The following is a 23,864-nucleotide window of genomic DNA, read 5'->3' on the forward strand; positions in this document are numbered from 1 at the left end:
GAATGCCTCCTTATCGTACGGATTATCATGAATGAATCCCCCTGCCTGACAGGAGGGCGAATCTTAGCAGTAAAGATTCCTACCATGCCGAAGCATACACGCTCCTCTCCTTCAATTCAATCCCCTGTAGCAATTTTTCCACACTGATACGCCGCACAGTTTCCCCACCTTACGGGGCAAGCAATGCCTGCAAATCGGAAGAGGCAAGCTCAAGCTCAAGCTCAAAGCGCAGCCCAAACTCTTCTCCGCTATGCCAGCGCACGGTGCTTTCCAGCCCGTTCAGCCGCATTCCTTCGGCATTGAGCATGGTGTCAAACACCACCGCAGCAAGCATGTCCGGCACGCGGCTTCCCGGCTGCGCCATCTTTACCCGCGCCCCGCCGGGGCTGATGTCTATAAGATACAGGTCCTGTGCCGAGCCGTTGCTGTGCAGCCTGCACCTGTGCTTAAATCCGTATGCCTTGAGTTCCAGGCGCGAATGTTTGCGCCGTTCAATCGCAGATGTGCTCATATCTCCCCCGCTGTGCTGAATTGCCGGTCACTCTGTCAGGCGGTGTACCCTGCCCGGTGCAGCGCACTCCGCATAAAGAGCAACACCGTACCACACCATTCCGGCACTGCCATTATTACTCTTTAAACCGCTCCACCATCACGTTCAGCTTGTGCGCCATGCCCGCCACCTCGCGGATGGCGTCGTTGGCTTCCTGAATGCGCCCGGCAATGGCTTGGGAAAGATCATTAATGGCATTAATGCTCCGGTTAATCTCCTCGCTGGTGGCAGACTGCTGCTCAGAAGCCGTGGCAATGGACCGCACCATGTCCGCCATGTCTTCCGACCGCTTCACAATGTTGGCAAATATGCTTCCCGTCTGCCCCGCCTTTTCCGCCGTACTCACGCTGCGCTTGCGCGTGTCGTTCATGCCCTGCACGGCACTGCGCGTACTTTCCTGTATCAGCACCACAGCTTCCTCCACCTCACGGGTGGCGGTCATGGTCTTCTCAGCCAGCTTGCGCACCTCGTCCGCCACCACGGCAAATCCCCGTCCGGCTTCACCGGCACGGGCGGCCTCAATGGCGGCGTTCAGCGCCAGCAGGTTGGTCTGGTCCGCTATGTCGTTAATCACGCCGATCACGTTGCCGATATTCTGTGCGCTGTCAGCCAGCGCGTTCAGGCTTTCCGCCATCGTGGCCGCATGGTCAGACATTTCCTGCGTCTCACGCACGGTGGCAGCCATCTCCTGCCCGCCGGTAGAAGCCTCCGCACTGGCCTTCTCCGCCATCTGTGCCGTAGATGCCGCGCTCTGCGTCACCTCCATCACGGTCACATTCATCTCTTCCATGGCGGTTGCCACCTGACTGGTCTGGCTGGCGGTCTGCTCAAAGTTGCCGGTCACTTCCGTCATCTGGCTGGAAAGCTGCTGCGCCGCAGAGGCAAGATTCATGGAAATGGCGGTCACCTGCTCGGCCACAGTCAGCAGGTTCCTGCGGTTGGCCTCAATGCGCGCCTTGTCCTTCTCTTCCTGCGTCAGGTCTATCATCACGCCGATAACGCCCGTCACCTCGCCGTCCGCATCCTTCAGGGGCGAAAACTCGTATTGCAGGGGAAACTCCACCCCGTCAGAACGCCGGTACGTCATGTGCCCGCTGGCACTGCGCTTCGTGGCGAGCACCACGGAAACAATGTCCTCCCCGTGGCCGCCCCGCTCCAGCACCCTGTTCAGGCGCATGGATGCCATATCGCCCTCCACGCCCAGAATGGCGCGCATGGGCGCGTTGGCATAATCCACCGCCTGCTCCCTGTTCACCACCACCAGCGGCACAATAATGCCGTTGAGCACCGATCGGTTGTACTGCAGCTGGTCACGGATGGTTTCCACCATTTTAGCCAGATTCCCGCTCAGCCTGCCCAGCTCGTCTATGCCCGAATCGGAAAAATTGATGGAGTAGTTGCCTTCCTCAATCTCGTGGCTCACATCGGTGATGCGGCGGATGCGGTTCACAATGCCGAACTTCATGAACAGCAGCAGCACGGAAACAAGTGCCACCAGCCCCGCAAGCGAAATGCCCGCTCCGGTGTACTGGGCAGAACGCAGCATACCCACCTCGCCGGAAATATCCTTGAGCATGACCATGGAGCCTAAAATGGCGCGGCTGGCTCCATGACAATGGTGGCAGCCTTCCTCATTGGGAATGGTGTTGGTGGAAACAAAATAGGGCGTCCCCTTAATAGTCAGGGTCTCAAACTCCGTGCCGGGCTGCCTGAGCGAGGTACGCACCATTGCCGACAATCCCTCATCGCCGTACGCGCCCGCCAGTTCCTTACGCAACGTTTCCGGGCGGGTGCCGTAGGTGACAACGCCGTTGTAGTCGGTCAGAAACACGTCAATGGTCTTGTACTCTTCGCGGATATGCTCAAACTTGGCGGCGGTGCCCGCATCATCGCCCACGGACATAGGGTCCTCTATGGCGCTGAGCAGCATGTCGGATATGGCCACGGCAGAATCGTGGATGAGATAGAAGGCCGTCTCCTTCTGCTTGTAGGAGTTGGCAAGAAACAACCCCGTAAAGGAAAGCAGCGAGGCCACGGTGACAAGCAGAAACACCTTCATTCCCAGGGAATGATGCAAGAACCGCATAGAACCTCCCGACGCGCACCCCGTGCGCAGCAGCTGGTTACCCACCGCTATCGCCGCACCCCTACGACGAAACCCCGCGCGGAAAGGAAGCGACAAAACGTCGCAAGCAACACCCGCATGGCGGGAGCGAACGCCCCACCCGAAGAGAGTATGAATATTATCCCCGTCTTAGGATACATCGCACAATGCGTCAAGCCATGTAGCCCCGGTAACATGAAAACATGGCAATGTAACATATCGCCCGGGCAGGCTGCGTCAGCAGCCCCTAGCGTCGCCCGCCCAGCTGGTACTTGCGCACGGCGGCGTTGTGCTCCTCCAGCGTCTTGCTGAAGTGGTGGGTGCCGTCCTTGCGGGAAACGAAATACAGGTAGACATGCCGTTCCGGGTTCACGGCCGCGCGTATGGCTTCCAGCCCCGGCGAGCAGATGGGACCGGGCGGCAGTCCCCGGTGCACATAGGTATTGTACGGGTTTTCGGCATCGCGCAGATGCACGCGGGTAATGTTGCCGTCAAAGGCAGGCCCAATGCCGTAAATGATGGTGGGGTCCGCCTGCATGAGCATGCCTATCTCAAGCCGCCGCGTATAGACGCCCGCCACCCGTGCCCGCTCCTCAGGTACGGACGTCTCTTTTTCCACCAGCGTGGCAATGGTAAGAACACGTCGCAACTCTTCGGGTTCCGGCAGCCCCTGCGGCCAGAGCGCAGCCGTCTTGCTGCGGAACATGCGCACCAGACGCGAAGCCACGTTTCGTGCCGCCGCCGGGGTCAGGTCTTCCGGCATGTCCATAAGATACGTTTCGGGAAACAGAAACCCCTCGGCGTTCTCAAAGGGAATCCCGTGCTCCTTCAGAAACTCCGGGTCGTGGAACACGGCCTTCAGCTCTTCCGCGCGTGCAAAGCCCTGTTCCTCAATGGCCTGCGCCGTTTCCCACCACGTCAGCCCCTCCCGCAGCTGCAGCCTGTGCTGCACGGGAATGCCGGAAACCAGCACCTCCAGCACGCGGTCCGGCGTCCAGCCGGTGCTGAACACAAATTCCCCCGCCCGCACGGCCCCAAGCTGCTTGCGGTAGCGGGCCAGCAGACGGAACCGGTCCACATCGGTGATCACACCGGCCTTCTTGAGCTGCCACGCCACCCTGTCAAAGGTGGATCCCGGCCGGATGCGTATATGCACCTCCTGCCCCTGTGCCTCCGGCGCGGTGGTCATAAAGGAGTGCACCGCATACCACACACCTATGCTTGCGGCCACCAGCAGAACCCCCGCCGCTGCGGCGGCGTACAGCAAAATCTTCTTTCTCATGCCCGGTTATTCCGCTTCGCGCCGCTGCTGCGGCGGCAGCGCAAGGAAGGTTTCCAAAATCCGCACGGCAGCCTGCTGATCCACCACCTTGCGCGCTTCCCGGCTATTCAGCCCGGCGGCCCGCAGGTCTTCCTCAGCCTCATACGAACTGAGCACCTCGGTCATGTAGTAGACGGGCAGCGGGCAACGCCGCTTCAGGCGCGCCACGAAATTGCGCACCTGCCGCGTCATCAGAATTTCCGTGCCGTCCACGTGCGTGGGCAGCCCCACCACCACCCCGGCCGGATTCTCCGCCGCAATAAAGGCCAGCAGTTCCCCAAAAAACGCCTCCCGCGTGGTCATGGCAACGGTCCTGCGCGGAAAGGCCATGCGCCCTCCCGCATCGGTGGCCGCAAGCCCGGTGCGCCGGGTGCCGTAATCAATAGCTATGAACTTCATGCGCTCCACGGAAAAGGAAAAGGGTGAAAGGCCAACCGTGCGTTCAGGGCTTCGGGCCATACGCAGCGTACACAAAAACGCACGGGCAGCCTCATGGCGGCCCGTGCGTCTGTGTGTAGCCTGTGGCGGGCCGGTCGTCCAGCCCTTCCGCCCTGCCCGGCAGGGGATGGTGGTTGGTGTTGTGGGCGGGGATAACCTAGATAGCCAGATCCGCCGCCACCACTCCCTGCAACACTCCCTGCGCGTCACGGACAGGCGCAGATACCGTAATGCACGGCGCGCCCGTGGCGTCAGAAACATAGACGCTGGAAACATACAGGGCATTGGTTTCCAGCGGCCCGGTAAACCACGGGCGGCCGGACCAGTTTCTGCCCTTGGCCTTGGCGTCCTCCCGGCTTTCCTTGCCCGCACGGGGCACGTTCGCCGCGTGCTGCACACCCTTGGCGTCCGTGAGAAACAGCAGTTCAACAAAAGGATACCGGCCAATGACGGCCCGCATGGCCTTTTCCTGCCGCGCCGGGTCGCCGGAAAGCACTTCCGGCGATTGTGCAAGCGTGTTGATCAGTTCATGCGCCTTGCCGCTGCCTATCAGGCGGAACACGGCGTTCAGGTTGGCCAGAGCGTCCACCTCGATAGAAAGCCGTTGCAGAGCACGCAACGATTCGTGCATGTGCCCGCTGGTGGATGCGGAAATCTCGTCCACGGTGCCGATAATGGTATTAATATGCTCCGCGCTTGCAGCCTGCTGGCTTGCCGCCGCCGCAATGGACTGAATCTGCCCCGCGCTCTCTCCGGCAAGGCGCACTATCTCTTCCAGCAACTCGCCGGAACGCGATGCCAGTTCCGTGGCCGTATCCACCTGCCGCGCGGCGGCGTGCATGCTTTCCCTCGTCTGCCCCACACCCTGCTTAATGGCGGTTATCTGGCCGCCCACCTCGCCTGTGGCCTGCATGGTCTTTTCCGCCAGCTTGCGCACCTCATCGGCCACCACGGCGAACCCCCGCCCCGCATCGCCCGCCCGTGCAGCCTCAATGGCCGCGTTCAGGGCCAGCAGGTTGGTCTGGTCCGCAATGTTCGAAATAATCTCCATCACCTCGTCCACGGCGTCCGCCTTGGCACCCAGCCCGTTGACAATCCCCTCCAGTGCCTGCGTGCGCTCATGCACTTCCGTAATGGCCCGCACCGTGTCGGTCACCGCCTGTGCCCCTTCCTGCGCCCGCGAGCGCGTCGTGTCACTATGCGCAGAAGCCGCTTCGGAGGCCTCAGCCACCTGCTGCACGGCGGCATTCATCTGCTCCATGGCCACGGTCGCCTCTCCAGCCAGTTGCTGCTGCTGTTCCGATCCACGGCTGGCGCTGGCAGCGGCCTTGCTCAGTTCCCCGTAGCTTTCCCGTATGCCGGAAACGGAGCCGTCCAGCGTCTGCGAGGAGTTCAGCAACCCCCTGCACCGCGCCAATTCCGACTGCGCACGTGTTTCGGCAATCTCGCGGCGCGCAGCCTCCGCCGCTGCCTTATGCGCTTCAGCCGCTTCATGCGCAGCCTTGCGATCCGCGCACAGTGCATCTGCGGCCCGCGCCAGTGCTGCAAACGCAGCCGCCGCGTCCTGTGGCAACGCGGCAACAAACTCTCTGTATTCCGGCATGGCACCAGTGCCGACGGAACGGCCTCCCTCTTCTTTCCCGATACGGGCAGACAACGCCTGCGCCCAGCGCACCATAGCTGTCTCACGCCGCCCGGCCGCAAACACCCGCAGCCAGCCTAAGAGCGCGGCAAGCAACGCCACACCCGCCACCACGCCCGCGGACAGCCAGCCAGCCCCCCCGTTTTCCTGCGCAGCATACGCATATGCCGGAGCCGCCCACGTCACCCAAACCATTGCCAAGCGTATCGCCATCCGTGTGGGCAGGCCCGTGAACCGGCATAAACGCTGGCACAAGGGCTGGCAGACTTCCTTTTTCATAGACAACTCCTCTTCCCTGCTGTTGATCAGTTGCCATTATTGTAACATTTTGACAATAAAAGCAATAACCTACGTTTTTGTAGGCACTCGGAACGCACCCAACAGCAGGCAGCACCCTAACATGGCGTGAAAAGAGGATTTTTACGGTATCCAGATAACGGAATGCGGTTTTACAAAAATGCTATTTTTGACGCAAAACCATTTCAGCCAGCGCATTCACGGTGGCAGCGGCAAGGGGCGATCCACCTTTCCGCCCGCGTATGGCAATGAAGGGAACCCCCGCCTGCTCCACAAGAATAGCCTTTGATTCCGCTGCATTCACAAAACCAACAGGCATTCCCACCACCAGCGCCGGGGCAGGGCCGCCGGATTCCAGATGCTCCATGAGCCGGATAAGCGCCGTGGGCGCATTGCCAATGGCAAGAATACAGCCGCCCAGCAGCCCCCGTGCCGCGTCCATAGCCGCACGGGCGCGGGTTGTGCCCTGCTCCTTGGCGGCGGCCACCACATCCGGGCGGTTGAGCAGGCACTGCACGGTGCACCCCAAAGGCTCCATGCGCCGCACGGGAATACCTGCGCGGGCCATCTCCGTGTCGGTAAATACGGTGCATCCTGCGGCAAGGGCCGCCATGCCCGCCTCCACGGCGCGGGGATGAAAAACCACATGGTTCAGCAGGTCAAAATCCGCCGAGGTATGGATGAGGCGGCGCACAATCTCCCACTCGCCCCCCTCAAAGGGGCGCGGGGCGGGTACTTCGGCGTCGATGATGGCAAACGAACGCGCCTCTATGGTGTCCGGCGCAAAGTAAGGCTGCAGCGTGGTCGGGGACAAATTGGCTCTCCCTGAAACAGACCTGAAAAACGGCTCTGAAACAAGCCTTGATAAAGACTAACAATGGTCACCGAAAATGGTCAAAGCAACGCGGGACGCCCCCTACCGCGAGGCAACAAGCCGGGCCTGTACGTCAGCACAGCCTGCATCCCTACGGCGCAGCCGCACGCAGGCGTCCACAAAGGCCGGAGCGACCTCCGGGTTGGAGCCGAAATGCAGATGAATGTACGAGCCCAGCGTGTTGTTGCGCAAAAAGCCTTCGGACTCTTCCCGCCAATCCTTCCTGTCCCTCACCTTATAAATAGCAAGGGCCTCCGGATCTTTTTCCGCAATGTAGGAATAGTGAAACTCGTGCCCGCGCGCCACGGTCCACGCCCCCCCGAGCAGAGAAGGCGCCATGGTGGTCACCTCGCGGTACCCCAGTGCACGACGCTGCGCATCCATGCGGCACCGGGCGGCAAAGCAACCGCACATGGGCAGTATGTCGCCGTCCGGCGTTTGCAGGTCGCGCATCAGATACATAAATCCGCCGCACTCCGCATACACGGGCCTGCCGCTTTCCGAAAAAGCCCGCACCGCCTGCCGCATGCCGTAATTGGCGGTCAGCCCCCCGGCATGCACTTCCGGATACCCTCCGCCGAAGTACAGCCCGTCCACATCCGGCAATTCCGTATCCGCAAGGGGAGAGAAAAAGCACAGCTCCGCCCCGGCTTCCTGCAACAGGCGCAGGTTTTCCTCGTAATAGAAGCAGAATGCGGCATCCCGTGCCACGCCTATACGTGCCCGCACCGGAACCACCTCCCGCAGTGGCGGCAGTCCGGGGTGCACTTCCGGCAGCATATCCAGCAGGGCAGGCACATCCACTCCCCGCTCCAGCCATCCCGCCATGGCATCCAGCCGCTTCGTGGTAAGAGGATGCTCCAGCGCGGTAACCAGCCCCAGATGCCGCGAGGGCACAACCAGCGCCTCGTCACGTCCAAGGCAGCCAGCCAGCGCAACGTCAGGGCAATGGGTCTCCATAGCTTCACGGAGCAGGGCGGCATGGTTGTCGCTGCCCACGCGGTTGAAGACAGCGGCGGCAATGCGCACGTCCGGATCAAAGCCTGCAAATCCGCGCACCACGGCGGCGGCAGAACGCGCCATGGAACGCGCATCCACCACCAGCAGAACCGGGGCGTTCAACCACTTGGCAATCTGCGCGGTGGAGCCGTCTTCACCGGAGCCGGAAGCTCCGTCAAACAGCCCCATAACTCCTTCCACAATGGCAACGTCCGGTCTGTTCTGTGCGTGCACCGTGTAGCGCATAAAGATATCGCGCACGGCTGCACTGTCGGTCATCCAGCCGTCCAGCGCGTGCGATGCGCGCCCGGTAGCCAAGGCATGGAACCCCGGATCAATAAAGTCAGGCCCCGCCTTGAATGCCTGCACGGAATAGCCGCGACGCACAAGTGCCGCCATCAGTGCCAGACTGAACAGCGTCTTGCCGCACCCGCTGTGCGTCCCCGCGACAACCAGCACCTTGGTCATGCGTTGTGCACCAGACTTTCCCGGCGCGCGAATTTGCGGGTAATGGTTTCGGCGTCTTCCGGGCTGGAGGTCACCTGCAATTCAGGGCTGCCACCGTAGCAGCAGAACTCGCCCCCCTCCATAAGCACGTATCCGGCGGACAGCACCTTGGAGTAGGGTAACTGCTCGCGCATGTCCGCATGGTCCACGCGCTGCGGAAAAATGAACGGCACTGGCTGGCCGGAAAAATCTTCGAAGATGATATATTTCATATTCGGCTCCTGTACGGCCAATATACGGACAATACCGGCAAAGGTCTACTCCGCCGGAACATACACAGCCTTCCGGGCACAGAATCCTGCGCCACCGGCCTGATGCGTAACAATGGATATCGCGGCACATGGAAGGAGCGTGGCGGAGAAACGGGCCTTGTAACTCCTTTGATTACTCCGCTGCAATCGATAGAGATTGCATAACCTGCAAAAAAAAGCCATTCCGATTGTTGTATTTCAGACACAACAGCGCAACGCGCTTTTATCGCCTACCGTGAAGAGAGCATTTCTTACAGTATACACACACATGGAAAAGGCACACGCCAATCCCATTATCGTAACAAACCTGCAACCATGCTTCTTCTCTAACAGCGTCTGGGAAAAGCCCTGCTTAAGGAGCCGGCACTGCAGTTTTCTCAAAAGCCATTGCGCTTTTTAATGTTTTCTGGAATAAGACTTCGGAGTCGTGGCACACCGCCGCGCCTGTTGCGCTATCGTGCAACCGCCACCCGGAGGAGCGAAGAAATGGAAAACTACCTGAAGGAAGCCTTGGAGATCGTGAAGGCGCAAGCCAGTGTCCGCACCATGACGGAAGAAGAAATCACCACCATGGTCAAAAAGCTGGCGGATGGCATAAAAATCATAAGCGAGGGCTGCGCAGGGACAGATGAAAGCGAAACCTTCGATATGGACCCCAAAAAGGCCATCAAGGAAAAATCCATAACCTGTGTAGAGTGCGGCAAGTCATTCAAAATACTTACCAAAAAACACATCGCCACCCACGGAATGACCGTGGAGGAATACCGTGAGCGGTGTGGCTACAAAAAAGGCACCCCCCTTGTGTGCAAGTCGCTGCAACGCGAGCGTCGTAAAAAAATGAAGGAAATGAAGCTGTGGGAACGCCGCAATCAGAATTAGGCGTCCCGGCCTGACTCCGGGGGGCCATCCCCCGGAGCCGAACCTTCTCTTCCTCCACCCCGCTGCCCTACACACCGCCACGCAGGGGAAGCTATTCCGGCGTCACCCCGCCGCCGAACATAGGGGCCGAAAGAACAAGAAACTCTTCGGTCCATGAACCGAGCACAAGATTCAGATACAAATGGGCCGTTGCCGGGCGCATCCCCGGCGCGGAACAGTCCGCAGGCGCGCTGCCCCAATATATATGATAGACCGCATGTCCGGCATAGGATACGCGGCACAGCAGGTCATACGGCCCATATTGCTCCACATGCCGGGCCAGCACATTCTCCAACCGCTCATCCGGCGAACGCCTGCGCGTGTTCAGCGTCACATTCCACGCACCGCCCCCCATGTCTTCCGGCTGAAAGAGCACGGAAAAAAACCCACCATCACTGTACCCCTGCTGCGTGTGCGCACGCACCCCCAGCAGCACGCCGTCCCGTGTCCGCAGGGACGATGTGCGCAACTGGGGAAACCGCGCCGTCACATCCCGCAGCCGGTCCCCCAGACGCACCCCGTGAATGGAAAAAGGCAATATTTCCCGCACAGGTTCTGCCCGGGCCACTGTACCAAGACACAGCAGAACCATCCCTGCCAAGCCAAACAACATCAGCCTTATGGCCTTATCCGATACAGCACCACGCATTAGGAAAAGAAGCGGCACAATATTACCCGCCTGTTGCAGTTGCCCACTATCCATGCGCGTTTGTTTGGGCTAGTATTCAGTCAAAACAGCAGGCGGGGGGGATGCTCCGCTCACTGTTCCCGCATGGCATCAAGAAAATACGCTATGTTGCCGATAATACGCTCGTCAATCATCAACTTTGTGCAGCGGCGTAACGCCCGCCTGCGCAACATCATCCGGCAACACGCCGGAGGAGAACACCCGTGAGCAAGCAAAAAGCCGCGCTGAGCATCAAATGGAGAATCCTCATCCTCGCCCTGCTCGGCCCCGTGCTGGTGGCAAGCATTATGGCCTGGCAACGCATCAGTGATATCCGGAGTGATGCCATAGACGCCACCATCCAGAAAAGCCGCGCCCTTGTCCTCATGGCCGAGGCAACGCGGGAAGAAATGTCCCGCAAGCTGAGCATCGGTGTTATCAAACCCTTTGACGAACTGCCTTCCGACAAAGTTATCGAAGCCGTTCCCGTGGTCACCGCCATGCGCACCGCCGCCCTTAAGGCAGAAGAGGCCGGCTACCAGTTGCGCGTTCCCAAGGTATCGCCCCGCAACCCCGTGAACACGCCAACGGCGCTGGAACTGGAGGTGCTCCGCGAATTCACCAGAACCAATCAGCCCGAAAAAATTATAGTCACCAATGATCTGGTCCGCTTTTTCCGCCCCATCCGGCTGACGCAGGAATGCCTGTACTGCCACGGCGACCCCAAAGGGGAACGCGATGCCGTGGGCGGCATAAAAGAAGGCTGGAAAGTGGGCGAAATCCACGGCGCATTCCAGATCATCAGCTCTCTGGATGAGGTAAACGCCGCCGTCACCCGCGCCCAGTTCACCATCGCCGGAGTCACATCGGGCATCCTGCTGCTCATCTTCGGCGTTGTCTGGTCTCTCATGAACCGGAACATCATCTCTCCCCTGCTGCGTATTCAGGGCTTTGCCGTATCTGTTGCAGGCGGCAACCTGAACGCCAGGCCGGAAGGCGACTTCCCCGCCGAACTGGGCGAGGTGAAAGACTCCATCGAATCCATGGTGGGCAACCTGAAAACCAAGATGCAGGAAGCCGGAGAAAAAACCGTGGAGGCGGCCGCCCAGACCACACGGGCCGAAGCGGCGCTGGAAGAGGCGCGGCAGCAGGGAGAAAAGGCTTCTTCCCTGCTCACAACCATGCAGCATGTGGCTTCCGAGGCGGCAGACATCGCCAACAAAGTCTCCCTTGCGGCAGAAGCCCTTTCCGCTCAGGTGGACGAAGTTTCCGCAGGTATGGAACAGCAATCCGCCCGCACCGGCGAAACGGCAACCGCCATGGAAGAAATGAACGCCACCGTGCTGGAGGTCGCCCGCAGCTCAGGCAACTCAGCCGCCAGCGCGGAAGCCGCCCGCGAACAGGCCCTCACCGGCTCGAAGATCGTGGAAGATTCCGTGGCCGCCATCAGCAAGGTGCATGAGCAGGCCCAGACCCTCAAGCAGGAAATGACCCTGCTCGGCAAGCAGGCTGACGACATAACCCGCATCATGGACGTCATTTCCGACATCGCGGACCAGACCAACCTGCTTGCGCTGAACGCCGCCATAGAAGCCGCCCGCGCGGGCGATGCCGGACGCGGTTTTGCCGTGGTGGCGGACGAGGTGCGCAAGCTGGCAGAAAAGACCATGCAGGCCACCAAGGAAGTGGGGCAGGCCATCCACGCCATACAGGCGAGCGCGCGCACCAACATCCAGAGCATGGACGCGGCTGCCGAAAGCGTGGAAAAGGCCACCGCACTGGCAAGCCAGTCGGGAGCGGCGCTGGAAAAGATTGTGCATCTTTCCGAGGACAACTCCGATCAGGTGCGGGCCATTGCCACGGCGGCAGAGCAGCAGTCCGCCACCAGCGAAGAGATAAACCGCGCGGTGGACGACATAAGCCGCATCGCCGGAGAAACGGCAGACGGCATGACACAGGCGGCGGAAGCCGTAAGCAGCCTTGCCGAACTGGCAAAAAAGCTGGAATCCCTTATCACGGAGATGCGCGGCACATCCCGCTGACCTGCGGCAACACGCGCGTACGTCCACGCACTACTCACACTGTCCCCGGCGGCGTCATGCTGCCGGGGATTTCTTCTGCAGTCCTTTCTCCTGCACACCGCCGCCCGCACCTCATCACGCAGGCGCAGCCAATTCCCTGCCTAAGACCGTTGCTGCACTATAACCGCTGCACGCTCCTTCTGTAATAATTCCTGACTGCTGCGGGAGGAAATAAAACACGCTTCAGCCGCTCATTTTTACACGTTTTTTTTCCGAAATTTCGTGCCCAAAACCGTGCCCACCGCGTGTTTGACCGATCAATCCAAGCATTAACCTCCTGAAAACAGAAGAGACTTGGCCGTCCATGTGCGGGAATGCAAAAGAACAAGACCTTCTTTTCAAAATTTGCAAAATGGTCTAAACCAATCCAGCCAACAGATATCTTTCGTATTTTGTGCAGTTCGCCTTAACACCAAGTTTCGAGGAAGGTGTACCTTGTCAAAGAGATACTTTCCCATTGCAGTGCTGACCGGTATTCTGGCAGCCGTGGCCCTTTTCGGCTACATGACCCCGACCCAGTCGGAGGCAGTCCCCACCCGCGTTCTTCTCGACAACGCGGGCGGCAAGGTTGTCTTCAATCATGTTGTCCATGCAAGGGACTACGACATTGCCTGCGAAACCTGTCACCACGAGACCGTAGCAGGGGACACAGAACCCCTTTCCTGCGGTCAATGCCATGGGGCCGAAGTCACCGCCGCATGGGTAACGGGGCATGAAGCCTCCTTCCCCAAAGACCTTCAGTGCGTAACCTGCCACCATGTCGAATTCGCCAAGAATCATGACTGGGGCCACAAAATGCATGAGGACATAGCCTCCTGTACAGACTGCCACCACGAAGACACCAGCATTGAACCGGAACCGATGAACTGCGCCGACTGCCACAGTTCCGAAGCAAGCGGGGCCCTGCTCTCGCTGCGCGATGCCGTGCACGTGAAGTGTCAGGCCTGCCATCAGGACATGTTCGACGAGCAGCTCAAGGGCTGCGGCAACTGCCATGGCGAGCAGAACCAGAAGGACGCCCTCAGCGCCGGCATGCTGGACAAAAAGTTCACCAAGTGCACTTACTGCCACAGCGACAAGGCACTGGAAGAAGTCATCCCCAACCGGATGACCGCTCTGCACGACAGTTGCATGGGGTGTCATGAGGAAAAGGCCGTCGGTCCTTACAAGAAGGACGAGTGTAACCAGTGTCATTTCCGGTAGGGTAGCATAATGAGTAACGCTAAATTCTCCCTGACCTACGGAGACAAGGGTAGCTTTCTTGACGGTCCTGTTCCCGCCGAACTCCGCATCCCGCTGGCCGGGCACGAGACAAAGACGGTGAAGAAAAAGGCCGTTGTGGGCGCTGGCACGCTGGTAGCGGACCACAAAAACGCCAAGACAGGCAACCTGCACTCCGGCATCCCCGGCACAGTGGCAGACATCACAGCAGACTGCGTTGTGGTGGCCGCGCTGGAAGCCCCGGCCGAGGGCGAGGCTCCGGCTGTTCCCGCATCTCCCGCTCCCGTAAACCTTGCGTCTCTGCAAGGCGAGCCCCTTGCCGCCGCACTTAAGGAACTGGGCGTGGACACCCGCCCCCTGCTCAAGAAGTGCGACACCCTGATCATTAACGGCCTGAACCCGGAACCCGGCATCACCTTTGCGGAGACCATGCTCTCTGCCCACAAGGCCACGCTGGAAGCCGGACTTGGCGTGCTGCGCAAGCTCTCCCCCGCCAGCAAGATGGTTCTTGCCTGCCCGGAAGGTGCCCAAACGTCTCTTTCCGGCGTCACCTCTGCGGGCGTCAAGGCGGAATACCCCAACAGTCTGGATGAGCTGCTCATCGCCAAGGTCAGCGGCAGCGAGAAGAGCTCCGGCTACCGGGTGCTGCCCCTGCACACGCTGTACAACCTCGGCCGCGTGGCCGAAACCGGCCTGCCGCTCACGGAAGCCGTGGTCAGCGTGCAGGGCGTGAACTACACCGTAAAAATCGGCACTCCCGTCAGCGTGCTGCTGCAGCACGCCGGGCACCAGATTGCCGACGGCGACATGGTCATCGTGGGCGGCCCCATGCGCGGCAGCGCAACAGCCAACCTCATGCTCGGCATCGGCAAGGATACGGCGGGCCTGTTCCTTATCAAACAAGGCACCTTTGCTCCCGTAACCAACCACCAGTGCATAAGCTGCGGCGAATGCGTGCTCAACTGTCCGGCCCGCATCATGCCCGGCCTCGTCTCCCGGTACGTGGAAGTGCGCCAGTACGACCACTGCACCAAGGAAGGCATCCAGCACTGCATGGAATGCGGCCTTTGCGCTTACTACTGCCCGGCCCGCAGGCCCATGCTGCAGATAATCAGACTCGGCAAACATCAGATTGCCCTTAAGGAAGCACAGGTAAGCGCCTGCTCCCTGCAGGGTGAAGAGGGGGTAGCATAATGGCTAAAGAAGCTTTGCCAGCCGCTCCGTTCCTCGCCGTAGGGGCTGCGCCCCACTTCCATTGCGGCACCAGCATACAGGGCATGATGCGTAATATCCTCATCGCCCTTGCTCCCGCCGTGGTGGGTGCGCTGTACTGGTATGGCATGGAAGCCGCGCGCGTCATGGCGCTTTCCGTTTCCACCGCCATAGTGGTTGAAGTTCTGGCCACCCGGCTCATGAACCGCGAAGTCATGGTAGACGACCTGCACGCCGTGGTTTACGGCCTGCTCTTCGCCTTCATTGTGCCCGCAGGCGCACCGTGGTGGCTGGTTGTGGCCGGCTCCACCGTGACCATGCTCATGGGCAAAATGCTGTTCGGCGAACTGGGCGGCTCTCCCGTGGCCGGTCCCGCCGTGGGCTGGGCGTTCTGCAGCGTTTCGTGGCCCATCTTTATGGACCCCGATGCCGTGCTGCTGAATACGGAAATGATCAACCCCCTTACCCAGCTCAAGTACTTCGGCGTGGATAAGGTGGCCGACTTCGGCATTCCCGCCCTCCTCTCCGGTGCCCAGCTGGGCGCACTGGGAGCGGCACAGGTGGGTGCGCTGCTCATCGGCGGCATCTACCTGATCGTGCGCGGCACCATCCGCTGGCAGGCCCCGGTGGGCTTCATCGTCGGCGTGCTGGGTCTCGGTTCGGTGTACTACTTCATCGATCCCACCGTGTACGCCAGCCCCCTGTTCCACCTGTTCACCGGCTCCACCGTTCTGGCGGCCTTCTTCCTGATGACAGACACCAACTCCTCCCCCGTAGGCTGCGTATCCCGTCTGGTATATGGCATCATCGGCGGGGTGCTGGTCATTCTCATCCGGACCTACGGCCAGTACCCGGACGGCGTCATGTTCGCGGTGCTGCTCTCCAACATGGTCAGCCCCCTCGTGGACCTGATCAAGCCCAAACCGTTTGGAGCGAGGTAGGCCATGCGTGAAATAATCAAAATGATCGTGGTTCTCTCCGCCATATGCGGCCTTTCCGGGTTCTGTCTCTCCTATCTCAAGCAGATGACGGCCCCGGCCATTGAAATGCAGGTTCTCACCTTCGTGCAGGGTCCGGCTATCCAGCAGGTGCTGGCCGATGCCGACAACGACCCCATCGCGGACAGAAAGAAGTTCGTCAATCCGGTTACCGGCAAAGAAATCAACGTGTTTCCCGCGCTCAAGGGCGGCAAGCTCGTTGCGCTGGCGCTTGAAGACTTCGGCGGCGGCTTTGGCGGCGACATCGGCGTTATGGTCGGCTTCAACGTGCAGAACGATACCCTCACCGGCATCGGCGTTACCACCATGAAGGAAACGCCGGGCCTCGGTACCGTTGTCGCGGACGCCCGGTTCACCAAGCAGTTCAGAAACCAGCCCATGGCCATCAGCCAGAAATCCGCAGGCGGACAGATAGACACACTGTCCGGCGCGACCATTTCCAGCCTCGGCGTCATCACGGCTGTGCAGAACGCGGCTAAGGTGTATCAGGCCCTCAAATCCGAAGCCACGGAAACCTGGCAGTAGCCGGCCGTGATCCTCTAAAGGAGAAAACAATGGCCAGTATGTGGAAAGAGTTTTCCAAAGGCTTGTGGGCTGAGCTGCCACCGTTCCGGCTGATGCTGGGCCTGTGCCCCATTCTCGCCGTGACCAAGTCCGCGGAAAACGGTCTGGGTATGGGGCTTGCGGTTATCTTCGTTCTGACCATGTCCAACGCGGTCATTTCGCTCATCCGCAACATCATCCCCAAAAAAGTCCGTATCGCCTGCTACATCGCCATCGCCGCCTCGCTGGTGGTTTCGGTAGAACTGCTCATGCAGGCATACACCTATCCTCTGTATCAGCAATTGGGCATCTTCGTGCCCCTTATCGTTGTGAACTGCCTCATTCTCGGCCGGGCAGAGGCCTTTGCGGGTAAAAACCCCGTGCATCTCGCCATCGCCGACGGTCTGGGCATGGGCATAGGCTTTACCCTGTCGCTCACCCTGCTGGGCGGCATCCGCGAGCTTCTGGGCCTTGGCACCCTGTTCGGGCGCGAAATATTCGGCCCCGGATTCCAGCCCGTGCACTTCATGGTAGAGGCCCCGGGCGCATTCGTCACTCTGGGTCTGCTGCTGGCGGGCATGAACATGCTGAACATCGTTCAGGCCAAACGGCGCGGCGAAAACCCCGCTGAAAACCCCATGCCCGGTTGCGACGCCTGTCGCGCCTGCGCCATGGGCCGGGAATAGGAGCGTAGTCCATGTTAGAGTACTTCCTGCTTCTCATTTCAGCCGTCTTCGTCAACAACGTCGTTCTGGCCCAATATCTGGGCCAGTGCCCCTACCTTGGGTGTTCCAAGGAAAAGGGCGTATCCATAGGCATGGGCGGCGCGGTTATCTTCGTCATGCTCATTGCCACGCCGATTACATGGCTCATTCAGTCTCTCGTGCTCATTCCGCTGGACCTCGGGTACTTGCAGACCATCATGTTTATTCTGGTCATCGCCTCCCTGGTCCAGCTTGTGGAAATGTTCCTCAAAAAGGCCATTCCGCCGCTGTACAGTTCGCTTGGCATCTTCCTGCCCCTGATTACGACCAACTGCGCCGTGCTCGGCGTCGCCATTCTGGTGCAGCGCAACTCGTATGACCTGGGCACGTCCGTCTACTACTCCTTCGCCACCGGGCTCGGCTTCATGCTGGCTCTGGTGCTTCTTGCCAGCATCCGTGAACGGATGGAGATATCCCGCCTGCCGCTGTCCATGAAAGGCGTTCCCGCCGGTCTGGTCATCGCGGGGATCATGTCCATGTCGTTCATGGCGTTTGCAGGCATGATTTAGGGTAGGGCGGATTCGCGGTAATTGACCCCCAAGCATGGGGGCAAACCACAAGGATAGCATTATGCTGACATCTGTGCTTTCTCTGCTGGCACTGGGCTTTATCGCCGCAGTCGTGCTCTCTGTGGCTTCCCGCGTGTTCTACGTGGAAGAAGACCCCAGAGTGGCTGCCGTGTCTGAAGCTCTGCCCGGCGCCAACTGCGGCGGTTGCGGCTTTGCAGGCTGCGATGCGTATGCAGCCGCCGTTATACAGGACCCATCGGTTTCTGCAGGGCTCTGCTGCGCCGGTGGCCCGGACGTGGCGGCCAAGGTGGGCGAACTGTCCGGCAAAGCCGCCGGCGGTGCCGACCCGCAGATATCCTTCCGCCGTTGCGTGAAGGACCAGGGCAAGGTTGCCAAAAAGTACGACTATCAGGGCCTCTCCTCCTGCGCGGCTTCCGCGCAGCTGGAAGACGGGCCTGACGCGTGCCGCTTCTCCTGCCTTGGCTTCGGCGACTGCGTTAAGGTGTGTAACTTCAACGCCATGTACATTGAAAACGACCTGGTACGGATAGATCCCGACAAATGCGTTGCCTGCGGCGCATGTGTGGGTGTCTGCCCCAACCATATTCTGGAGATGATCCCCCGCCGCGCCCGCGTTCAGGTCTTCTGTTCCACCAAGGACAAGATGAAGGACGTGATGAACGTGTGCGAGGCCGGTTGCATAAACTGCGGCAAGTGCATCAAAAAATGCCCCGCCACAGCCATCAGCAACCCGGACGGTCGCATCCAGATAGATCAGGCTGTCTGCCTTGCCTACGGGCCGGACTGCGAGGAAGCGTGCGTGGAGGCCTGCCCCCGCAACATCCTGCGTCTCATGTGCTCCGTAAGCTCGGCCGCCAAGGCGCGGGAAGCGGCAGCCGCCGCAGCCGCCGCCCCGGCACAGGCACCGGAACAACCCCAGCCCACTGCCTAAAGGAGCGAAGAGCATGTATACCAATCGTCGCCAGTTCCTCACGGCATGCGGTCTTCTCGGCCTCGGAGCCGCCGTGAACGGCGCGCTGCCCATGGTCTGCGAGGCCGCCCGCGTGGGCAAGGAACATTCCGTGCATCAGACACGTCTGATGATGGGCACCATCGTCACCATAACCGCCCTGCACGAATCGAAGCAGCTGGGCGAAGAGGCTGTCGGGCGCGCCTTTGAAGAAATTGCGCGCCTTGAGGGCATCTTCAGCCGCTACGATGCCGCAACGCCGGTTTCCGTCCTCAACGATCAAGGCAAGGTTTCCGGCATCCCCGCCGAACTTGCCGAGGTCATGGACCGCGCCCTGCGTTTCGGCTCCCTGTCGGACAACGCCTTCGACATCACCGTCAAACCCGTGGTAGATCTCTACCGCGCCAAGAAAAACCTGAACGGCGCACTTACCCTCTCAAAAGATGAGTTCGAACATGCCCTGTCTCTGGTGGGACATGACGGCGTGCGGGTTTCCGGCAGCAACGTGCGCCTTGCCCGTCAGGGCATGGGCATCACGCTGGACGGCATTGCCAAGGGCTACATCGTGGATAAGGCTTCCGCCGTTCTCGCAGCGCACGGAGCCTCAAGCCACATGATCAACGCAGGCGGCGACATCCGTACCATGGGCGAAAACGCCAAGGGCACCGCGTGGACCATTGCCATTCAGGACCCGGACAAGCAGGGGGTGCATCCCGCTGTCATCACCATGAACACCGGTGCCATAGCCACCTCCGGCGGCTATGAGGTGTTCTACGATAAGCAGCGCCTCTACTCGCACCTTGTCAGCCCTGTTTCCGGCAAAAGCCCGAACAACATGGCTTCCGTGTCCGTCACCGCCCCCTCCGTCATGGAGGCGGACGCACTGGCAACGGCTGTCAGCATCATGCAGACCCGCGCGGGGCTGCAGTTCATGAACAGCCTGCCCGGACGCGAGGCCCTCATCATCACCAAATCCGGCGAGATGTTCCCCACGCACCGCTGGGGTTAGCATCCGCAGGCAAGACCATCCGACAACGCAACAAAGGCCGTCCCATCCGGGGCGGCCTTTTCTCATTTGATGCATCCATGCTGCACCTTACAACACGGGGCATAGCATCACCCCGCCAGTGCCAACGGCACGTCACCCCCTGCCCGGCAGAACAGGCCGAGGCGGTTCGGCAGCAGGTCTGGCAAAGAGATACCCCTGCACAAGACGCGCCCCATGCGCCTTCAGCCACTGCCACTCGGCCACCGTCTCCACGCCCTCGGCAATGGAAGGAATATCCAACCGGGTCGCAAGTTCCAGCAGGTTTTCCGTAATACGTGCCTTGTAGGAATCGGAATCCACATTCCGCACGAGCTGTATATCCAGCTTGATGTAGTCCGGCCTGAGCTGCGAAAGCAGGTTCAATGATCCGTAGCCCGCTCCCAGATCGTCCAGCGCCACGCGGAAACCTCGTTCCCTGTAGTAATCCAGCACAGAAAGCAGATGCCCCACATCGCCCACATGATCGCTTTCCACTACTTCAAAGACCACATTGGCCGGAGTAAAACCAGCCTCTTCCATGGCCTCCAATGTGGTGCGCAGACAGAACTCCGGCTTGTAGATGGCCGTGGGATTGAAATTGATAAAGACCATTGCATCGCCCCGACAACGCCGCGCATCGCGAATTGCCGCAAGACGGCATGCCCTGTCCAGATTGAACAGAATGTCGGCATCACGGGCCACGGAAAACATGCGGTCCGGAGCAATAATGCTGCCATCGTTCTCCATCCCTCTGGCAAGGCACTCGTAGGCATACACCTCAAGCGGAGCCTCGGCGCGTACAATGGGATGAAAGTATGTGACAATGCGCTCATCGGCGATAATGCCGGAAAGCCACCGCCCGTGCATCCGCGCAAGAAGGGCAGAAAGGGGCTGCGCACGAAGTATATCGCACACAGAAACAATGCTGCCCCGCTTCAGGGTCAGGGTACGTGTATCACGGGCTTCAAGAGCACCCAAGGTGCAGAAATAGTCTGAACAGAGCCGCTCCACCCCTCCCGGTCCGTAAGGAATGGCAAACACTCCGTGCGTGACCAGTTCATACGGCATTCCCGCGCCGTCAAGATACCTCCCAAGCGACTGACGGGCCTCGGTGATAGGCGGAACAACATACAAAACCCCCTCATCGGGCGGGGAATCGGGCAGCATCTCACAACGGGGACAGGGGGTGCGCATGGTTCGTTCTCCGGCTCAGCGTCCCGCCCCGGTCGGGCGGTTTCCCCAGTATATACCTAAGAGCACACGCCTGCGCAACGGCTCTGTCAATACCATGCATGTCCGGACATTCGGTTCTTGGCCCCTTGTCCCGGCTGCTATGCAAGCCCTCCCGCAGCCCGCAAATAATACTGGCAAAACTACGGCCTTCGCATACAGTAAGCACTCCATCACCAGCCCGAACGGAGGAAAAACGATGCGGAACATTCTTGTGGCAACTTTTGTCGCCTTGGCACTGCTCTTTTGCAACGCGGCTCCCGGCATGGCGGAATCACAACGCCATGTCTTTGCCAACATCACCACAAACGATACCAACCGGGCCGCCATGGCCATTCAGTTCACACGCGCCATCATGAAAAACAAAGGCATGCAGGCCACGCTGTTTTTCAATACCTACGGCGTGGAACTCGTGCATGCGGGCAAGCCCTCTCCCCGCTATGCGGACGGGCAGACCATTGCCGACATGCTGCGGCAGTTCATGGATGAGGGCGGCACCGTGCTTGCCTGTCCCATGTGCATGAAGCATGTGGGCAGCATGACCACAGCCGATCTGCTGCCCGGCGTCTCCGCGCGGGAAGGCGGCGGCGTGGAGGCGGTAACAAGACCGGACACGCTGGTGCTTTCCTATTAACCACAACACCTGCCCCGGACACGACATGGAAAAGGCCCGCCCGGTTTTTTGACCGGGCGGGCCATGTGCATACGCTGTTCTCCGGACGGACAGGCAGCGTCATTCTCATGACGTGGCATGCGGTCTTCGTGCCACCGTCCGGCAGCCTGTCAAACAGAGATCCGGAAGACATCCGAGAAATATCTGAGAAACATCTGAGGAATATCTGAGCGACACCCGTGAAATATCAGAAAAATATCAGATGGTCAGTGCCTTCTTGGGCTTCTCAAACTGCACGGCTGTTCCATAACAGCAAAAATATTTGCTTCCGTCAGGATGGAAGGCCACGTTCTCCTTGTAGCCTATGATAGCCTGCGCCCCCTTGTTCACGGCACGGGCCGCCATGCCGAAAAACGCCTCGTCGGAATCATAGCCCCGGCACACAACCAGACCGAGCACCTTGCCCAGCACCCTTCCTTCCATCGATTCCGTGGTCACCACGGGAAAACGTCCCGTCAGAAAAAGGTCCTTGACCACTTCCATATTTTCCGTGCGACCGTTTTCGGCCTTGCGGGACTTCTTTTCATTACCGCCGAGTAAAAAAAGCATGGGCTTCCTCCTTGGTATCAAGCGCCTTGCGTCATGATTTTGCCAGTGTGCATTCATCATTGCAAAGTGCTTGCCACTCAAGACGCCCGCTCCGCCCTGCCGGTTACACGGCTGCGAAAATCCGTGAAAAGATGCAGGGTTGCCGTGCAGTCCGCACCCAGCCACGTCAGCCCAGCAGGGAGCGGCACATATCCTCCAGCACCTCATACAACCCGCGCTCCACAGCCCCCAGGTCTTCGGGTGCAAGCCCGGTGCGACTCCACGCGTCCGGGCTCAGCGGCGGCACATACGCCTCCGGCGTGGCACAAATCCCCAGTGCCTTGGCCATCACATCCGCCACATGCACAATAAGCGGCTCCGTGAACTGCGCAGACTTTTCCGGCAGATGATGGTGCAGCACCCCCGCCGCCAGCGGGAAGGGGAAATTCCATTTGCGCAGCAGCATACCGCCCAGACGGGCATGGTCGTAACCCATCACTTCTGCCTCGGCAACAAACAGGGGAACGGACCGCTCCTGCGCCACGCGCAACACCTCGGCGGCTTTACGCGGTTTTGCCGCGCACAGCATCACAAATCCGATATCGTGCAGCAGGCCGCAGACAAAAAACCTTTCCGGCTCAGGCAGCCGCACGCGTTCCGCAAGGCGGCGCGAAAGCATACCCACGGCTATGGAGTGCTTCCAGAACGCCGTCAGATCCATGACCTTGCCCGGCACATGCCGGAACATGTCCATGACACAGGCGCCTAGAGCCAGTTGTCCCAGTTGCCGCGTGCCCACAATCGCCACAGCGCGGGATATGGTGTCTATCTGAGAAGGAAAACTGTAGAACGCGCTGTTTACCAGACGCAGCAAAAAAGCCGTCAACCCTGCATCCTTGGCAACCACGGCTGCCACATCGGCTGCGGAACTCTCCGGGTCAGCCACGGTCTTCTGCAGTTCCATCACCACCAGCGGCAGCGAAGGCAGGCTGAAGTCGGTCTGCAACACGTCCAGCGGGTCCTCCCGCTCACCGGCGGAATCCTGCAAGCCATGCACACTGGGCAAGCCATGCAGACCGGGCGCACAAGGACGTCCGCCCCCTTCAGCACCGCACGCTCCCGTTGCCTCCGGCGTATGCACAAACGCAAAGGGACGCCTGCCCGCCGTCAAATCTCTAACACACCAGCGTTCCGCCAGCCGTCGCAACTCCTGCGTTGCCGGATGTCCGGCATCGGCGTGGCGGAACCGCCTCTCGCATATCCGTCCGGCTTCTTCGGCCAGCTCCTGCCCGCCGCCCGTCCGTGCATTGGCGGAAAATCGCGTTTCCCACATCATCCGTAGCCCCCCTTATTCCACAGTGCGCGCACCGCCCTTGCGCGCATCATCCTGATTCCCATACCTATTGCAGGAATCGCGCGGCATGGCAAGAAAACCGCGCCCGCCCTGTGCTTCCCGTCCTTGACGGAACCCTCCGGCTGCATCATTAATACCCCTCCGGACCGGCAGCCGTCCCCCCTGCTTCACAGAACACGGACGATA

The 23,864-nt window shown here is 60.2% G+C and carries 23 protein-coding genes; 11 read left to right on the forward strand and 12 right to left on the reverse strand.

Annotation, left to right across the window (positions count from 1 at the left end):
- Window positions 1-169: 169 nt before the first annotated feature.
- From HUV26_RS04790 to HUV26_RS04825, 8 genes are all read right to left on the reverse strand, one after another.
- Complete coding sequence (locus tag HUV26_RS04790; RefSeq protein ID WP_174408978.1) at window positions 170-511, reverse strand: PilZ domain-containing protein; 342 nt, start codon at window positions 509-511, stop codon at window positions 170-172.
- Window positions 512-626: 115 nt separating this feature from the next.
- Entirely contained in the window at window positions 627-2,636 is a 2,010-nt protein-coding gene (locus HUV26_RS04795; RefSeq protein WP_174408979.1) for a methyl-accepting chemotaxis protein, read from the reverse strand.
- Between the two features lie 265 nt (window positions 2,637-2,901).
- The gene (mltG, locus tag HUV26_RS04800; protein ID WP_174408980.1) at window positions 2,902-3,936 is read right to left on the reverse strand and encodes an endolytic transglycosylase MltG; all 1,035 of its coding nucleotides are present in this window, start codon (window positions 3,934-3,936) and stop codon (window positions 2,902-2,904) included.
- 6 nt (window positions 3,937-3,942) lie between these two features.
- The gene (gene ruvX / locus HUV26_RS04805; RefSeq protein ID WP_174408981.1) at window positions 3,943-4,374 is read right to left on the reverse strand and encodes a Holliday junction resolvase RuvX; all 432 of its coding nucleotides are present in this window, start codon (window positions 4,372-4,374) and stop codon (window positions 3,943-3,945) included.
- A 196-nt stretch (window positions 4,375-4,570) separates the two neighbouring features.
- Window positions 4,571-6,334, reverse strand: coding sequence for a methyl-accepting chemotaxis protein (locus HUV26_RS04810; protein ID WP_174408982.1), 1,764 nt, complete (start codon window positions 6,332-6,334; stop codon window positions 4,571-4,573).
- Window positions 6,335-6,515: 181 nt separating this feature from the next.
- Window positions 6,516-7,166, reverse strand: a complete 651-nt coding sequence (locus tag HUV26_RS04815; protein WP_174408983.1) for a precorrin-8X methylmutase — start codon at window positions 7,164-7,166, stop codon at window positions 6,516-6,518.
- Between the two features lie 102 nt (window positions 7,167-7,268).
- Complete coding sequence (locus HUV26_RS04820) at window positions 7,269-8,693, reverse strand: cobyrinic acid a,c-diamide synthase CobB (RefSeq protein ID WP_174408984.1); 1,425 nt, start codon at window positions 8,691-8,693, stop codon at window positions 7,269-7,271.
- Entirely contained in the window at window positions 8,690-8,944 is a 255-nt protein-coding gene (locus HUV26_RS04825) for a hypothetical protein (protein WP_174408985.1), read from the reverse strand. The genes HUV26_RS04820 and HUV26_RS04825 overlap by 4 nt, the downstream gene beginning before the upstream one ends.
- 525 nt (window positions 8,945-9,469) lie before the next feature.
- Here HUV26_RS04825 and HUV26_RS04830 point away from each other — a divergent pair.
- Entirely contained in the window at window positions 9,470-9,862 is a 393-nt protein-coding gene (locus HUV26_RS04830) for a Ros/MucR family transcriptional regulator (RefSeq protein WP_174408986.1), read from the forward strand.
- A 91-nt stretch (window positions 9,863-9,953) separates the two neighbouring features.
- Here HUV26_RS04830 and HUV26_RS04835 read toward each other — a convergent pair whose 3' ends face one another.
- Complete coding sequence (locus tag HUV26_RS04835; RefSeq protein WP_174408987.1) at window positions 9,954-10,451, reverse strand: hypothetical protein; 498 nt, start codon at window positions 10,449-10,451, stop codon at window positions 9,954-9,956.
- Window positions 10,452-10,792: 341 nt separating this feature from the next.
- Between HUV26_RS04835 and HUV26_RS04840 the strand changes: the two genes are divergently transcribed.
- From HUV26_RS04840 to HUV26_RS04880, 9 genes are all read left to right on the forward strand, one after another.
- Window positions 10,793-12,610 (forward strand): methyl-accepting chemotaxis protein, encoded by a 1,818-nt coding sequence (locus HUV26_RS04840; RefSeq protein ID WP_373869052.1) that lies wholly within the window; start codon window positions 10,793-10,795, stop codon window positions 12,608-12,610.
- 474 nt (window positions 12,611-13,084) lie between these two features.
- The gene (locus HUV26_RS04845) at window positions 13,085-13,852 is read left to right on the forward strand and encodes a cytochrome c3 family protein (RefSeq protein WP_174408988.1); all 768 of its coding nucleotides are present in this window, start codon (window positions 13,085-13,087) and stop codon (window positions 13,850-13,852) included.
- A gap of 9 nt (window positions 13,853-13,861) precedes the next feature.
- Window positions 13,862-15,064 (forward strand): NADH:quinone oxidoreductase subunit RnfC, encoded by a 1,203-nt coding sequence (locus HUV26_RS04850; protein ID WP_174408989.1) that lies wholly within the window; start codon window positions 13,862-13,864, stop codon window positions 15,062-15,064.
- The gene (locus HUV26_RS04855; RefSeq protein ID WP_174408990.1) at window positions 15,064-16,023 is read left to right on the forward strand and encodes an RnfABCDGE type electron transport complex subunit D; all 960 of its coding nucleotides are present in this window, start codon (window positions 15,064-15,066) and stop codon (window positions 16,021-16,023) included. The genes HUV26_RS04850 and HUV26_RS04855 overlap by 1 nt, the downstream gene beginning before the upstream one ends.
- A 3-nt stretch (window positions 16,024-16,026) precedes the next feature.
- Window positions 16,027-16,605, forward strand: coding sequence for an RnfABCDGE type electron transport complex subunit G (gene rnfG / locus HUV26_RS04860; protein ID WP_174408991.1), 579 nt, complete (start codon window positions 16,027-16,029; stop codon window positions 16,603-16,605).
- 29 nt (window positions 16,606-16,634) lie between these two features.
- Window positions 16,635-17,309: an electron transport complex subunit RsxE gene (gene rsxE / locus HUV26_RS04865; protein WP_174408992.1), complete on the forward strand. Its 675-nt coding sequence runs from the start codon at window positions 16,635-16,637 to the stop codon at window positions 17,307-17,309.
- An 11-nt stretch (window positions 17,310-17,320) separates the two neighbouring features.
- Window positions 17,321-17,896, forward strand: a complete 576-nt coding sequence (locus HUV26_RS04870) for an electron transport complex protein RnfA (protein ID WP_174408993.1) — start codon at window positions 17,321-17,323, stop codon at window positions 17,894-17,896.
- Window positions 17,897-17,957: 61 nt separating this feature from the next.
- Window positions 17,958-18,848 carry an RnfABCDGE type electron transport complex subunit B gene (gene rnfB, locus HUV26_RS04875; protein WP_243451266.1) on the forward strand — a complete coding sequence of 297 codons (891 nt, stop codon included), beginning with the start codon at window positions 17,958-17,960 and terminating at the stop codon, window positions 18,846-18,848.
- Between the two features lie 13 nt (window positions 18,849-18,861).
- On the forward strand, window positions 18,862-19,875 hold the full coding sequence (locus tag HUV26_RS04880; protein WP_243451267.1) for an FAD:protein FMN transferase: 1,014 nt from the start codon (window positions 18,862-18,864) through the stop codon (window positions 19,873-19,875).
- Between the two features lie 132 nt (window positions 19,876-20,007).
- Here HUV26_RS04880 and HUV26_RS04885 read toward each other — a convergent pair whose 3' ends face one another.
- Window positions 20,008-21,087 (reverse strand): EAL domain-containing protein, encoded by a 1,080-nt coding sequence (locus tag HUV26_RS04885; protein ID WP_174408994.1) that lies wholly within the window; start codon window positions 21,085-21,087, stop codon window positions 20,008-20,010.
- Window positions 21,088-21,322: 235 nt separating this feature from the next.
- Here HUV26_RS04885 and HUV26_RS04890 point away from each other — a divergent pair, with 235 nt between their 5' ends.
- Window positions 21,323-21,757, forward strand: coding sequence for a DsrE family protein (locus HUV26_RS04890; RefSeq protein WP_174408995.1), 435 nt, complete (start codon window positions 21,323-21,325; stop codon window positions 21,755-21,757).
- Between the two features lie 237 nt (window positions 21,758-21,994).
- On the opposite strand, the gene HUV26_RS04895 is transcribed toward HUV26_RS04890, so the two are convergent.
- Together HUV26_RS04895 and HUV26_RS04900 are read right to left on the reverse strand one after the other, a co-directional pair.
- Window positions 21,995-22,345, reverse strand: a complete 351-nt coding sequence (locus HUV26_RS04895; RefSeq protein ID WP_174408996.1) for a YbjQ family protein — start codon at window positions 22,343-22,345, stop codon at window positions 21,995-21,997.
- Between the two features lie 166 nt (window positions 22,346-22,511).
- Window positions 22,512-23,660: an HDOD domain-containing protein gene (locus HUV26_RS04900; RefSeq protein ID WP_174408997.1), complete on the reverse strand. Its 1,149-nt coding sequence runs from the start codon at window positions 23,658-23,660 to the stop codon at window positions 22,512-22,514.
- Between the last annotated feature and the right edge of the window lie 204 nt (window positions 23,661-23,864).

It is taken from the genome of Desulfovibrio psychrotolerans (genome assembly GCF_013340305.1).
GTDB classification, from domain to species: Bacteria; Desulfobacterota; Desulfovibrionia; order Desulfovibrionales; family Desulfovibrionaceae; genus Halodesulfovibrio; species Halodesulfovibrio psychrotolerans.